The 13772-nt window shown below is 53.8% G+C and carries 12 protein-coding genes; 1 reads left to right on the forward strand and 11 read right to left on the reverse strand.

The window, feature by feature from the left end; genetic code table 11:
- Nucleotides 1-117 precede the first annotated feature (117 nt).
- Complete coding sequence (gene yieH, locus BJ887_RS20645) at nt 118-783, forward strand: 6-phosphogluconate phosphatase (RefSeq protein ID WP_014172293.1); 666 nt, start codon at nt 118-120, stop codon at nt 781-783.
- Nucleotides 784-868: 85 nt separating this feature from the next.
- Here the strand turns inward: yieH and phoU are convergent, their stop codons facing one another.
- The 11 genes from phoU to atpA form a co-directional block, all read right to left on the reverse strand.
- Entirely contained in the window at nt 869-1594 is a 726-nt protein-coding gene (gene phoU, locus BJ887_RS20650; protein WP_008500182.1) for a phosphate signaling complex protein PhoU, read from the reverse strand.
- A gap of 14 nt (nt 1595-1608) precedes the next feature.
- Nucleotides 1609-2382, reverse strand: coding sequence for a phosphate ABC transporter ATP-binding protein PstB (pstB, locus tag BJ887_RS20655; protein WP_014172291.1), 774 nt, complete (start codon nt 2380-2382; stop codon nt 1609-1611).
- A 47-nt stretch (nt 2383-2429) separates the two neighbouring features.
- Nucleotides 2430-3320 (reverse strand): phosphate ABC transporter permease PstA, encoded by an 891-nt coding sequence (gene pstA / locus BJ887_RS20660; protein WP_014172289.1) that lies wholly within the window; start codon nt 3318-3320, stop codon nt 2430-2432.
- The gene (pstC, locus tag BJ887_RS20665; RefSeq protein ID WP_014172288.1) at nt 3320-4279 is read right to left on the reverse strand and encodes a phosphate ABC transporter permease PstC; all 960 of its coding nucleotides are present in this window, start codon (nt 4277-4279) and stop codon (nt 3320-3322) included. The genes pstA and pstC overlap by 1 nt, the downstream gene beginning before the upstream one ends.
- A gap of 80 nt (nt 4280-4359) precedes the next feature.
- Nucleotides 4360-5400 (reverse strand): phosphate ABC transporter substrate-binding protein PstS, encoded by a 1041-nt coding sequence (gene pstS / locus BJ887_RS20670; protein ID WP_014172287.1) that lies wholly within the window; start codon nt 5398-5400, stop codon nt 4360-4362.
- A gap of 321 nt (nt 5401-5721) precedes the next feature.
- A complete protein-coding gene (glmS, locus tag BJ887_RS20675) occupies nt 5722-7551 on the reverse strand; it encodes a glutamine--fructose-6-phosphate transaminase (isomerizing) (protein ID WP_121340357.1) in 1830 nt (609 codons plus the stop codon).
- Between the two features lie 228 nt (nt 7552-7779).
- Nucleotides 7780-9150, reverse strand: coding sequence for a bifunctional UDP-N-acetylglucosamine diphosphorylase/glucosamine-1-phosphate N-acetyltransferase GlmU (gene glmU / locus BJ887_RS20680; RefSeq protein WP_032679280.1), 1371 nt, complete (start codon nt 9148-9150; stop codon nt 7780-7782).
- Nucleotides 9151-9455: 305 nt separating this feature from the next.
- On the reverse strand, nt 9456-9875 hold the full coding sequence (locus BJ887_RS20685; RefSeq protein WP_006177560.1) for a F0F1 ATP synthase subunit epsilon: 420 nt from the start codon (nt 9873-9875) through the stop codon (nt 9456-9458).
- 20 nt (nt 9876-9895) lie between these two features.
- Entirely contained in the window at nt 9896-11278 is a 1383-nt protein-coding gene (gene atpD, locus BJ887_RS20690; RefSeq protein ID WP_006177559.1) for a F0F1 ATP synthase subunit beta, read from the reverse strand.
- A gap of 31 nt (nt 11279-11309) precedes the next feature.
- Nucleotides 11310-12173, reverse strand: coding sequence for a F0F1 ATP synthase subunit gamma (atpG, locus tag BJ887_RS20695; RefSeq protein ID WP_020882764.1), 864 nt, complete (start codon nt 12171-12173; stop codon nt 11310-11312).
- Between the two features lie 51 nt (nt 12174-12224).
- Nucleotides 12225-13766 carry a F0F1 ATP synthase subunit alpha gene (gene atpA / locus BJ887_RS20700; protein ID WP_006808751.1) on the reverse strand — a complete coding sequence of 514 codons (1542 nt, stop codon included), beginning with the start codon at nt 13764-13766 and terminating at the stop codon, nt 12225-12227.
- Between the last annotated feature and the right edge of the window lie 6 nt (nt 13767-13772).

Genomic DNA, 13772 nt, shown 5'->3' on the forward strand with positions numbered 1-13772 from the left:
ATGCGACAATAGTGGCGGTTACGAGAGACATTTTTTCATTGATTTTGCTTATACGGCAACGATTGCGTCTCATTAAACTGCCGTACGTAAACGTTAAACTTGTAAAAAGGGAAAGGCATGTCCGGAATTGAAGCGGTATTTTTCGACTGCGACGGTACGCTGGTCGACAGTGAGGTCATTTGTTCCCGCGCGTATGTGACCATGTTCAGGGAATTTGGCATTACGCTGGATCTCGAAGAGGTGTTTAAACGCTTTAAAGGCGTGAAGCTCTACGAGATCATCGACATCATTAACGAAGAGCACGGTGTGGATCTGGCGAAAGCAGATCTGGAGCCGGTCTACCGCGCCGAGGTCGCACGCCTCTTCGACTCCGAGCTGGAGGTCATTGCCGGGGCGAATGCGCTTCTGGATGCGATGACGGTGCCCATCTGCGTGGTCTCGAACGGTCCGGTCAGCAAAATGCAGCACTCGCTGGGTAAGCTTGAAATGTTGCACCACTTCCCGGAAAAACTGTTCAGCGGCTACGATATCCAGCGCTGGAAGCCAGACCCGGCGTTGATGTTCCACGCAGCAAAAGCGATGAACGTTAACGTGGCGAACTGCATTCTGGTGGATGACTCTTCTGCGGGAGCGCAGTCGGGAATTGATGCGGGTATGGAGGTGTTTTACTTCTGCGCCGATCCGCACAACAAACCGATCGATCACCCAAAAGTGACGACCTTCACCGATCTGGCGCAGCTGCCAGAATTGTGGAAGGCTCGCGGGTGGAATATTACTCGCTGAAAAAAAGCCGGATAGCGCTGACGCTTATCCGGCCTATAAGGTTCGCAGGCCCGGTAAGCGCAGCAGCACCGGGCATGTTAGCGCATCACTCTTTCGGATCTTTACCCGCCAGCAGCTTGTCCAGCTCATCGCCGCCAACGTGACGGAAATCCTGTCCTTTCACGAAGTAGAAGATGTATTCGCAAATGTTCTGGCAACGGTCACCGATACGCTCGATTGAGCGCGCGCAGAACAGCGCGGTCAGGACGCTTGGGATCGTACGGGAGTCTTCCATCATGTAGGTCATCAGCTGACGCACGATGCCTTCATACTCCTGGTCGACCTTTTTGTCTTCACGGTAGATACGTACCGCTTCGTCCAGATCCATACGCGCAAAGGCATCCAGTACGTCATGCAGCATCTGCACGGTATGACGACCCAGCGACTCGAGGCTCACCAGCAGTGGCTGGTGCTGCTGAGAGAATTTCTCCAGCGCGGTGCGGCAGATTTTATCTGCAACGTCACCAATACGCTCCAGCTCGGCGATGGTTTTGATGATCGCCATAACCAGACGCAGGTCGCTCGCCGTTGGCTGACGCTTGGCGATAATACGCACGCAGGCTTCATCAATGGCGACTTCCATCATATTGACGTTTTTATCACCTTCGATAACGCGCTTTGCCAGCTCGCTGTCCTGGTTGTGCATCGCGGTAATGGCATCGGAAAGCTGCTGCTCAACCATGCCACCCATGGTCATCACCTGAGTGCGAATACTTTCCAGCTCTGCGTTGAACTGGCCTGAAATGTGTTTGTTAAGATTGAGATTGTCCATAGCGCGCTCCTGAATCAACCGTAACGACCGGTGATATAGTCTTCTGTTTGCTTTTTAGCGGGCTTGGTGAACAGATCGTCCGTATTACTGAACTCAATCAACTCGCCCAGGTACATAAACGCCGTGTAATCGGAACAACGCGCAGCCTGCTGCATGTTGTGGGTCACGATAACCACGGTGTAATCCTGCTTCAGCTCGGTGATCAACTCTTCAATACGGCCGGTTGAGATCGGGTCCAGAGCTGAACACGGCTCATCCAGCAACAACACTTCCGGGCGAATGGCGATACCACGCGCAATGCACAGACGCTGCTGCTGACCACCGGAGAGAGAGTAACCGCTCTGGTGCAACTTATCTTTGGTTTCGTTCCATAATGCGGCCTTGGTCAAAGCCCACTGAACGCGCTCATCCATATCCGTACGGGAGAGCTTTTCAAACAGACGTACGCCAAAGGCGATGTTGTCATAGATGGACATCGGGAACGGCGTCGGTTTCTGGAACACCATCCCGACTTTTGCACGCAGCAGGGCGATATCCTGGCTGTTGGTCAGAATGTTATCGCCGTCCAGGATGATTTCACCTTCGGCACGCTGCTCCGGATAGAGCGAATACATTTTGTTAAAGGTACGCAGTAGCGTGGATTTACCACAGCCAGACGGACCGATAAATGCCGTGACCTGGTTCCTGGCGATATCCAGGTTGATGTTCTTCAGGGCATGGAATTTGCCGTAGTAGAAGTTCAAATCACGAACCTGAATCTTACCCGGGGCAGTATCAACCATACTCATTGACTCATTTCCTCATTCGGCGCCGCGATCTGCCGCGCCGTAAAAATTTAACCGTGTTTCTGCTTCGCGAAAATGACGCGCGCCAGAATGTTCAGCAACAGTACGCAAAGGGTAATGATCAGCACCCCGGCCCAGGCCAGCTGCTGCCATTCCGCGAATGGGCTCATCGCAAATTTAAAAATCGTCACCGGCAGGTTGGCGATCGGCTGCATCATGTCCGTACTCCAGAACTGGTTGGAGAGGGCAGTAAACAGCAGCGGCGCCGTTTCGCCTGCAATACGGGCAATGGCCAGCAGGATACCGGTCATGATCCCCGATACGGAGGCTTTCAGCGTAATCGCGGAGATCATTTTCCACTTCGGCGTGCCCAGCGCGTAAGCCGCTTCACGCAGGCTATCCGGCACCAGTTTCAGCATGTTCTCGGTGGTACGAATGACGATAGGTACCTGCAGCAGCGCCAGCGCAATCACACCTGCCCAGCCGGAGAAGTGTTCCATTTGCGCCACCACAATGGTGTAAACAAACAGACCGACCACGATAGACGGCGCAGACAGCAGGATGTCGTTAATGAAACGAATCACCTCTGCCAGCCAGGATTTACGCCCGTACTCCGCCAGATAAATCCCCGCCATAATGCCAAGCGGTGTACCAACTACCGTCGCCCAGAGGATCAGCAAACCGCTGCCCGCCAGGGCATTCGCCAGGCCGCCGCCCGCCGTATTTGGCGGCGGCGTCATCTCGGTGAACAGTGACAGCGACATCCCGTCGATGCCGCGCACAACGGTCGAGAACAGGATCCAGACCAGCCAGAACAGACCGAACGCCATCGTTGCCATTGAGAGCGTCAACGCAACGCGGTTTTTGAAACGACGCTTCGCCTGCATTTTGCGACGGGATTCCGCCAGCGCAGTGGTGCTTTGCATTTCGAGAGTTGCCATTAGCGTGCCCCCTCATTTTTTGCGAGACGCAGGATCATCAGCTTGGAGATCGCCAGCACAATGAAGGTAATCACAAACAGGATCAGGCCCAGTTCCATCAGCGCCGCGACGTGCAGCCCGGATTCCGCTTCGGCAAATTCATTCGCCAGTGCGGAAGTAATACTGTTACCCGGCATGTAGAGGGAGGCGCTGTCGAGCTGGTAGGTGTTACCGATAATAAAGGTCACCGCCATGGTTTCACCCAAAGCACGGCCTAACCCCAGCATGACGCCGCCAATCACCCCATTTTTGGTGAACGGAAGGACGATGCGCCAGATAACTTCCCAGGTGGTGCAGCCGATGCCGTAGGCCGACTCTTTCATCATCACCGGGGTTTGTTCGAAGACATCGCGCATTACCGCCGCAATGTACGGAATAATCATAATGGCGAGGATCACCCCCGCAGCCAGAATACCGATACCGAAAGCCGGGCCAGAGAACAGGGTGCCGACAAACGGAATGGCGGAGAGAACATTACCCACCGGTTCCTGGAAGTACGTTGCGAACAGGGGAGCAAAGATAAACAGGCCCCACATGCCGTACACGATACTTGGAATAGCGGCCAGCAGTTCAATGGCGATACCCAGTGGACGTCGCAGCCAGCCCGGCGCCAGTTCCGTCAGGAACAGGGCAATACCAAAGCTCACCGGCACCGCAATCAGCAGGGCGATAAACGACGTCACCAGCGTGCCGTAAATCGGCACCAGCGCACCGTAGATATCGTTCGGCGCATCCCACTCTTTGGTCCACAGGAAGGAGAAACCGAATTTCTGGATGCTCGGCCAGGAGGAGAAAATCAGGGACACGATAATGCCGCCCAGCAGCAATAGCACAATCAGCGCAGCCAGTTTGACCAGCGCGCTGAAAATCATGTCACCTTTTTTACCCGGAGGGTTAAATGCAGGCTTTGTTGCAGCCATAAATCACTCTTCTGTTAAACGCGTTTACGAAATCGGCGGATAGCGCGAGCGCCACCCGCCATTTTCGTCAGAATACTAAATTAATACAATGCTTTACCGCTACTGTCTTTCACGTTGGTTTTCCATGCAGCGCGAATCTGCTCAACCACGTTGTCCGGCAGGGTGGCGTAATCCAGAGCGTTAGCCTGTTTGCCGCCGTTTTTGTACGCCCAGTCGAAGAACTTCAACACTTCAGCGCCCTGCTCAGGTTTCTTCTGCTCTTTGTGAACCAGAATGAAGGTGGTAGAGGTGATTGGCCACGCACCATCGCCTTTCTGGTTAGTCAGATCCTGAGCGAAGGATTTGCTCCAGTCAGCGCCTTTTGCAGCGTTAGCAAAGTTCTCTTCAGTCGGGCTGACTGGCTTGCCATCGGCAGAAACCAGTTTGGTGTAGGACAGGTTGTTCTGCTTAGCGTACGCATACTCTACATAGCCGATAGAACCAGGCAGACGCTGTACGAACGCGGCGATACCGTCGTTGCCTTTACCACCCAGACCGGTTGGCCAGTTAACGGTAGAGCCGGAACCGACTTTAGATTTCCACTCTTCGTTCACTTTCGCCAGGTAGCTGGTGAAAACGAAAGAGGTACCGGAACCATCTGCACGACGAACCACTGCGATGTTCTGCGAAGGCAGTTTGACACCCGGGTTCAGTTTGGTGATGGCTTCGTCATCCCATTTTTTGATTTTACCGAGGTAGATGTCACCCAGGGTTTTGCCGTCCAGGACCAGCTCGCCTGATTTCAGGCCTGGAATGTTAACGGCCAGCACAACACCACCGATAACGGTCGGGAACTGGAACAGGCCTTCCTGCGCCAGTTTGTCATCAGACAGTGGAGCGTCTGATGCGCCGAAATCAACGGTATTCGCGGTAATTTGTTTTACGCCACCGGAGGAGCCGATACCCTGATAGTTAACCTTGTTACCGGTTTCTTTCTGGTAGGTATCCGCCCATTTGGCATACACCGGCGCAGGGAAGGTTGCACCAGCGCCAGTCAGGCTTGCTTCTGCAAATACAGAGAACGCGCTCAGAGATAAGGTCGCGGCGACAACAGTTGCGACAGTGGTACGCATAACTTTCATAATGTCTCCTGCAAGATTTTCGTAAATCGTTGTTTAGTGGCTACGATGAGCAAAATAGGACAAACAGGTGACAGATAAATGTACGAATTATGACAGTTTTATGACAATGAAAATTTAACTTAAATATCAGTAAAAATTCATTTAATTATCATCTAGTTAACCACTTACATGACAGCAAGTTTTCAGAAATATTTTCTTTATGTGACACTGAAAAAAGTAGCTGAAGATGACAGATTGTCATAAATAAAAATGCGGATGGGTTGATTAAAAACAAACCAGGAAGGGTAAAAAAGCTCCACCCGAAGGTGGAGCCTGAGGGGATTATTCTACGGTGACCGATTTCGCCAGGTTACGTGGCTGGTCAACGTCAGTGCCTTTGATCAGCGCGACGTGGTAGGCCAGCAACTGCAGCGGAACGGTGTAGAAGATAGGGGCAATCACCTCTTCCACATGCGGCATCTCGATGATGTGCATATTGTCGCTGCTTGCAAAGCCGGCGTCTTTATCGGCGAAGACGTACAGTACACCACCGCGGGCGCGGACTTCTTCGATATTGGACTTCAATTTTTCCAGCAGTTCGTTGTTAGGTGCTACAACGATGACCGGCATGTCTGCGTCAATCAGCGCCAGCGGGCCGTGTTTCAGCTCGCCTGCTGCGTAAGCTTCCGCGTGGATGTAGGAGATCTCTTTCAGCTTCAACGCGCCTTCCAGCGCAATTGGATACTGATCGCCACGGCCGAGGAACAGGGCGTGATGTTTGTCAGAGAAATCTTCCGCCAGCGCTTCAATGCGTTTGTCCTGAGACAGCATCTGCTCAATACGGCTTGGCAGCGCCTGCAGGCCATGAACGATGTCATGCTCAACAGCCGCATCCTGCCCTTTCAGGCGCGCCAGTTTCGCCACCAGCATCAGCAGAACGGTCAGCTGAGTGGTAAATGCTTTGGTGGAGGCCACGCCGATTTCCGTGCCTGCGTTGGTCATCAGCGCCAGATCGGATTCACGAACCAGCGAAGAACCCGGCACGTTACAGATGGCCAGAGAGCCCAGATAACCCAGCTCTTTAGAGAGACGCAACGCCGCCAGGGTGTCCGCCGTTTCGCCAGACTGGGAAAGGGTGATCATCAGGCTATTACGACGCACCGCGGATTTGCGGTAGCGGAATTCTGAAGCGATTTCCACGTCACACGGAACACCGGCCAGGGATTCAAACCAGTAGCGGGAGACCATACCGGAGTTGTAGGAGGTACCGCAGGCCACGATCTGAATATGCTCAACCTTACCGAGCAGCTCATTGGCGTTGGCACCCAGTTCGCTCAGGTCCACCTCGCCGTGGCTGATGCGCCCGGTCAGGGTATTTTTGATGGCGTTCGGCTGCTCGTAAATTTCTTTCTGCATGTAGTGACGGTAAGCGCCTTTGTCGCCTGCGTCGTACTGCAGATTGGATTCGATCTCCGGGCGTTTCACCGGCTCGCCTTTGGTATCGAATACCGTCACGCTGCGACGCGTCACTTCCGCGATATCACCCTCTTCCAGGAAGATAAAGCGACGGGTAACCGGCAGAAGTGCCAGCTGGTCAGAGGCGATAAAGTTCTCGCCCATGCCCAGACCGATAACCATTGGGCTACCGGAACGTGCGGCCAGCAGCGTGGACGGATCGCGTGAATCCATGATTACCGTACCGTACGCACCGCGCAGCTGAGGGATCGCGCGCAGCACCGCTTCACGCAGTGTACCGCCCTGCTCCAGCTCCCAGTGAACCAGGTGAGCAATAACTTCGGTGTCGGTTTCAGAGACGAAGGTATAGCCGCGCGCTTTAAGTTCTTCGCGCAGCGGTTCGTGGTTTTCGATAATGCCGTTATGCACGACCACGATGTGTTCGGACACATGCGGGTGCGCATTGCCTTCAGACGGTTCGCCGTGGGTCGCCCAGCGGGTGTGCGCAATACCCGTGCCACCGTGCAGCGGATGATCTTCCGCAGCCTGGGCCAGCATCTGCACTTTACCGAGACGACGCAGACGGGTCATATGCCCTTCTGCATCCACAACTGCCAGACCGGCAGAGTCGTAACCACGGTATTCCAGACGACGTAAACCTTCGAGAAGGATTTCAGCAATATCACGCTGCGCAACTGCGCCAACAATTCCACACATAGTTTAATTTCCTGATTATGGCGTTATGCCATGCGTTGTCGCTGACCTGTATTTGCCCTTTCCGGGCACCCCGAGCCTTGTAGAGAGTGGGGTTATTGTTATAAGTACTGCCTTTGGGGGGAGGATTATGTTATCCCCTCACCCCATCCCTCTCCCCAGAGGGGTGAGGGCAAAAAACACCGCACCGAACGAGCTCTCTCCTCGCGGGAGAGAGCAGGGTGCAGGTCGTTACTTTTTCTTCACTGGGCGTTTCCAGCCCTGCTTGTGAACCTGCGGCACGCGGCTCAGCACCAGCTCATTGTCGGCAACATCGCGCGTCACGGTCGTCCCGGCGGCAATGGTTACCCCGTTCCCGACCGTCACCGGTGCCACCAGCTGGGTATCAGAACCGACAAACACATCATCACCGATGATGGTTTTAAACTTGTTGGCACCGTCATAGTTGCAGGTGATTGTTCCTGCACCAATGTTCACGTTATCGCCAATTTCTGCATCGCCCAGGTAGGTTAAATGGCCGGCTTTGGAACCTTTGCCCAGACGCGCTTTTTTCATCTCAACGAAGTTGCCAACATGGGCGCCTTCGAGCAATTCAGCGCCAGGGCGCAGGCGTGCGAACGGTCCAATGGTGCATGCCGCGTCCAGATGTGCATCTTCAACCACACTGTACGGGCTAATGTCGCAGTCGTCACCGATGACGCTGTTTTTGATAACACAACCGGCACCAATTTTGACGCGGTGGCCAAGCGTGACGTTGCCTTCAAGGATAACGTTAGTATCGATTTCAACGTCGCGCCCGTGAGATAAGGTCCCGCGCAGATCGAAACGCGCCGGGTCGCGCAGCATAACGCCTGCCAGGAGCAGTTTTTCAGCCTGTTCGGACTGATAAACGCGTTCCAGGCGAGAAAGCTGAAGGCGGTTATTCACCCCTTCGGTTTCGCTAATGCGTGCCGGATGAACCGCCGCAATCTCACGCCCTTCCTGATAGGCCATCGCGATGATGTCGGTGATGTAGTACTCACCCTGCGCATTATTGTTGTTGAGCTTCGACAGCCAGCGCTTCAGGTCCGCACCATTGGCAATCAGGATACCGGTGTTGATCTCCTGAATCTGACGCTGTGCGTCGCTGGCATCTTTATGCTCAACGATACCCGTTACGTTACCGTTTTCGCGGGTAATGCGGCCATAGCCGGTCGGATCGTCAAGCACGACGGTTAACAACCCGATGCCACCCTGCGGTTTAGCTTCACGCAGGCGGGCAAGGGTGTCGACAGAGATCAGCGGGACGTCGCCGTAAAGCATCAGAATATCTTCGTCATCCGCAAAGAACGGGGCGGCCTGCTGCATGGCGTGTCCGGTCCCCAACTGTTCTGCCTGAAGCACCCAGTTGAGTTTGTCATCGTTCAGCGTCTTTTTAAGCAGATCGCCGCCGTGACCATAGACCAGATGGACCTGACGGGCACCCAGTTCATTAGCGGCATCAATGACATGCTGCACCATCGGCTTTCCTGCCAGCGTGTGCAGTACCTTTGGAAGATCGGAATACATGCGGGTACCTTTACCGGCGGCAAGGATGACCACGCTCATTGTATTGTTCAACATACGCGTCCTGACTGTAATTTGAGTAAGAAGTTAAACCCGTTGACGTTGAAAATTCTACATATTTTGCGTCATAAAATGGAATGGCGTTAAAACGTTCAACATCAGTCAATAATGGCTATTTGAGGCGATTTTTAGGGGCAGAGTAAACCCATTTTTCTCTGGAAAATAGCCTTCTCGCGATAAGTCGCTAGCACACACAATAGCTTAGCTATTCTTTTGGATCATGAATAAAGATCGGTGTGATACGAAACCATAAAAAAAGCCAGCCTGGAAACCAGACTGGCTTTGTGCTTTTCAAGCCGGTGTTACATCGCTTTTTTGGTCAACTCGATAACGCGCAGTTTCGCGATCGCTTTGGCCAGCTCCGCAGACGCCTGAGCGTAATCCACGTCACCATGAGAGCTGCTAATGTGCTCTTCAGCCTTACGCTTCGATTCCAGGGCTCGTGCTTCGTCGAGATCCTGGCCACGAATAGCGGTATCGGCCAGAACGGTCACGCTGCCAGGCTGCACTTCAAGAATGCCGCCGGACAGATAGATAAACTCTTCATGACCGAACTGTTTAACGATGCGGATCATACCAGGCTTAATGGCGGTGAGCAGCGGTGCGTGACCCGGGAAAATACCCAGTTCACCTTCACTACCCGTTACCTGGATTTTCTCGACCAGACCAGAGAACATTTGTTGCTCTGCGCTGACGACGTCCAGGTGGTAAGTCATTGCCATATCACCCTCCGATTAAGGCGTTAAAGTTTTTTGGCTTTTTCCACGGCTTCGTCGATGGAACCAACCATGTAGAACGCCTGCTCCGGCAGGTGATCGTATTCGCCTTCCATGATGCCTTTAAAGCCACGGATGGTGTCTTTCAGGGAAACGTATTTACCCGGAGAACCGGTGAATACTTCCGCAACGAAGAACGGCTGGGACAGGAAGCGCTGGATCTTACGCGCACGTGCTACCACCAGTTTGTCTTCTTCAGACAGCTCATCCATACCCAGGATGGCGATGATGTCTTTCAGTTCCTGGTAACGCTGCAGCAGGGACTGTACGCCACGCGCGGTGTCGTAGTGTTCCTGACCCACAACCAGTGGATCCAGCTGACGGCTGGTGGAGTCCAGCGGGTCAACGGCCGGGTAGATACCCAGAGACGCGATCTGACGGCTCAGTACCACGGTTGCGTCAAGGTGCGCAAAGGTGGTGGCTGGGGATGGGTCAGTCAAGTCATCCGCAGGTACGTATACCGCCTGAACGGAGGTGATAGAACCGGTTTTGGTTGAGGTGATACGTTCCTGAAGAACACCCATCTCTTCCGCCAGCGTCGGCTGATAACCTACCGCTGAAGGCATACGACCCAGCAGTGCAGATACTTCAGTGCCGGCCAGGGTGTAACGATAGATGTTATCAACGAACAGCAGAACGTCACGGCCTTCGTCACGGAACTTCTCAGCCATAGTCAGGCCAGTCAGCGCAACGCGCAGACGGTTTCCTGGTGGCTCGTTCATCTGGCCGTAAACCAGGGATACTTTGTCCAGAACGTTGGAGTCGGTCATTTCGTGGTAGAAGTCGTTACCCTCACGAGTACGTTCACCTACGCCCGCAAATACGGAGTAACCAGAGTGCTCGATCGCGATGTTACGGATCAGCTCCATCATGTTTACGGTTTTACCTACACCCGCACCACCGAACAGACCAACTTTACCGCCCTTCGCAAACGGACACATCAGGTCGATAACTTTGATGCCGGTTTCCAGCAGTTCCTGAGAGCTGGACAGCTCTTCGTAGGAAGGTGCTGCGCGGTGGATAGCCCAACGCTCTTCTTCACCGATGTCGCCTTTCATGTCGATTGGTTGACCCAATACGTTCATGATACGACCCAGTGTTGCTTTACCTACCGGGACTTCGATCGGGTGCTCAAGGTCTTTAACTTCCAGACCACGACGCAGACCGTCGGAAGAACCCATCGCGATGGTACGCACGATACCGCCGCCGAGCTGCTGCTGAACTTCCAGCACCAGGCTCTCGTTACCATTCTGTACCTCAAGCGCGTCGTACACGCGTGGTACGGCGTCCTGAGGGAACTCGACGTCCACCACGGCGCCGATTACCTGGACAATCTTTCCAGTAGCCATCTTGAATCCTCTACGTAATTCGTAAACCTGGTTAAACCGCGGCGGCCCCCGAGACGATCTCGGTGAGTTCCTGAGTAATGCTGGCCTGACGAGCTTTGTTGTAAACCAACTGCAGCTCTTTAATCAGGCTGCCGCCATTATCGGTCGCGGCTTTCATCGCCACCATTCGTGCGGCCTGCTCGCTGGCCAGGTTTTCTACAACGCCCTGATAAACCTGAGATTCAACGTAACGACGCAGCAGGGTATCCAACAGCGGTTTCGGATCGGGTTCATACAGGTAATCCCAGGATTTTTGCTTCAGCTCGTCATCTTCTGATGCCGGTAAAGGCAGCATCTGAGTGAGCGTTGGAACCTGAGACATGGTGTTAATAAATTTGTTGCTGACAACGTACAGTCTGTCCAGACGGCCTTCATCATAAGCCTGCAACATCACTTTAACCGGGCCGATCAACTCGGACAGGGAAGGGTTATCACCCATACCCGTCACCTGAGCGACAATGTTGCCACCAACGGAGTTAAAGAAAGAGACGCCTTTAGAGCCGATCATTGCGATATCGCACTGAACGCCTTTTTCAGACCATGCTTTCATATCCGCCAGCAGTTTTTTGAACAGGTTAATGTTCAAGCCGCCACACAGACCACGGTCGGTCGACACCACCAGGTAGCCCACGCGCTTAACGTCGCGTTCTTCCAGGTAAGGGTGCTTATATTCCAGATTACCGTTTGCAAGGTGACCAATCACTTTGCGCATGGTTTCTGCATAAGGACGGCTGGCCGCCATGCGATCCTGCGATTTACGCATTTTGGAAGCGGCGACCATCTCCATCGCTTTAGTGATCTTTTGCGTGTTCTGGACGCTTGCGATCTTACTACGTATCTCTTTTGCGCCGGCCATGAGCTTCTCCTCAATGCCAGGCGGCTTGTCCTGAGACAAGCCGCCGGACGATTACCAGGATTGGGTTGCTTTGAAGGAATCGAGGATAGCTTTCAGCTTGCCTTCGATTTCGTCGTTATAGCCACCGGTCTGGTTGATCTCTTGCATCAGCGGAGCGTGATCACGGTCGACGTAAGCCAGCAGAGCGGCTTCGAAGCTACCGATTTTCGCCAGTTCCACATCTTCGAGGTAACCGCGTTCAGCCGCGAACAGAACCAGGCCCTGCTGAGCAACAGACATTGGTGCGTACTGTTTTTGCTTCAGCAGCTCGGTCACTTTCTGACCGTGGCTCAGCTGTTTACGGGTTGCTTCGTCCAGATCGGATGCGAACTGAGAGAACGCAGCCAGTTCACGATACTGTGCCAGCGCGGTACGAATACCACCGGACAGTTTCTTGATGATCTTGGTCTGAGCAGCACCACCCACACGGGATACGGAGATACCCGGGTTAACTGCCGGACGAATACCGGAGTTAAACAGGTTGGTTTCCAGGAAGATCTGACCATCGGTAATGGAGATTACGTTGGTCGGAACGAACGCGGAAACGTCACCCGCCTGGGTTTCAATGATTGGCAGCGCGGTCAGAGAGCCGGTTTTACCCTTCACTTCACCTTTGGTGAAGTTCTCGACGTATTCCGCGTTAACGCGGGAAGCACGCTCCAGCAGACGAGAGTGGAGGTAGAATACGTCGCCAGGGAACGCTTCACGTCCAGGTGGACGACGGAGCAGCAGGGAAACCTGACGATATGCAACGGCCTGTTTAGACAGGTCATCGTATACGATCAGCGCATCTTCACCACGGTCACGGAAGTATTCGCCCATTGCGCAACCGGCGTATGGTGCCAGGTATTGCAGTGCAGCAGATTCAGAAGCGGTCGCCACAACAACGATGGTGTTAGACAGCGCGCCGTGCTCTTCCAGTTTACGAACCACGTTAGAAATGGTGGACGCTTTCTGGCCGATAGCCACGTACACACATTTGATGCCGGAGTCACGCTGGTTGATGATGGCGTCGATAGCCATCGCGGTTTTACCGGTCTGACGGTCACCGATGATCAGTTCACGCTGGCCACGACCGATTGGAATCATGGCATCAACGGACTTATAACCAGTCTGCACTGGCTGATCAACGGACTGACGGTCGATAACGCCTGGTGCGATAACTTCGATTGGGGAGAAGCCATCGTGCTCAACCGGACCTTTACCGTCGATTGGCGCACCCAGGGTGTTAACAACGCGACCCAGCAGGCCACGGCCAACCGGCACTTCCAGAATACGGCCAGTACACTTAACCTTCATGCCTTCGGCGAGGTCAGCGTATGGACCCATCACAACTGCACCTACGGAGTCGCGCTCCAGGTTCAGTGCGATAGCGTAACGGTTACCCGGCAGGGAAATCATCTCACCCTGCATACAATCGGCCAGGCCGTGGATGCGGATAACACCGTCACTTACAGAAACAATAGTACCTTCGTTGTGAGCTTCGCTCACAACACTGAACTGAGCAATGCGCTGCTTGATCAGTTCGCTGATTTCGGTGGAATTCAGTTGCATGCTCCA

Source organism: Enterobacter sp. WPR_3_1, from assembly GCF_003635055.1.
Classification (GTDB): domain Bacteria; phylum Pseudomonadota; class Gammaproteobacteria; order Enterobacterales; family Enterobacteriaceae; genus Enterobacter; species Enterobacter ludwigii.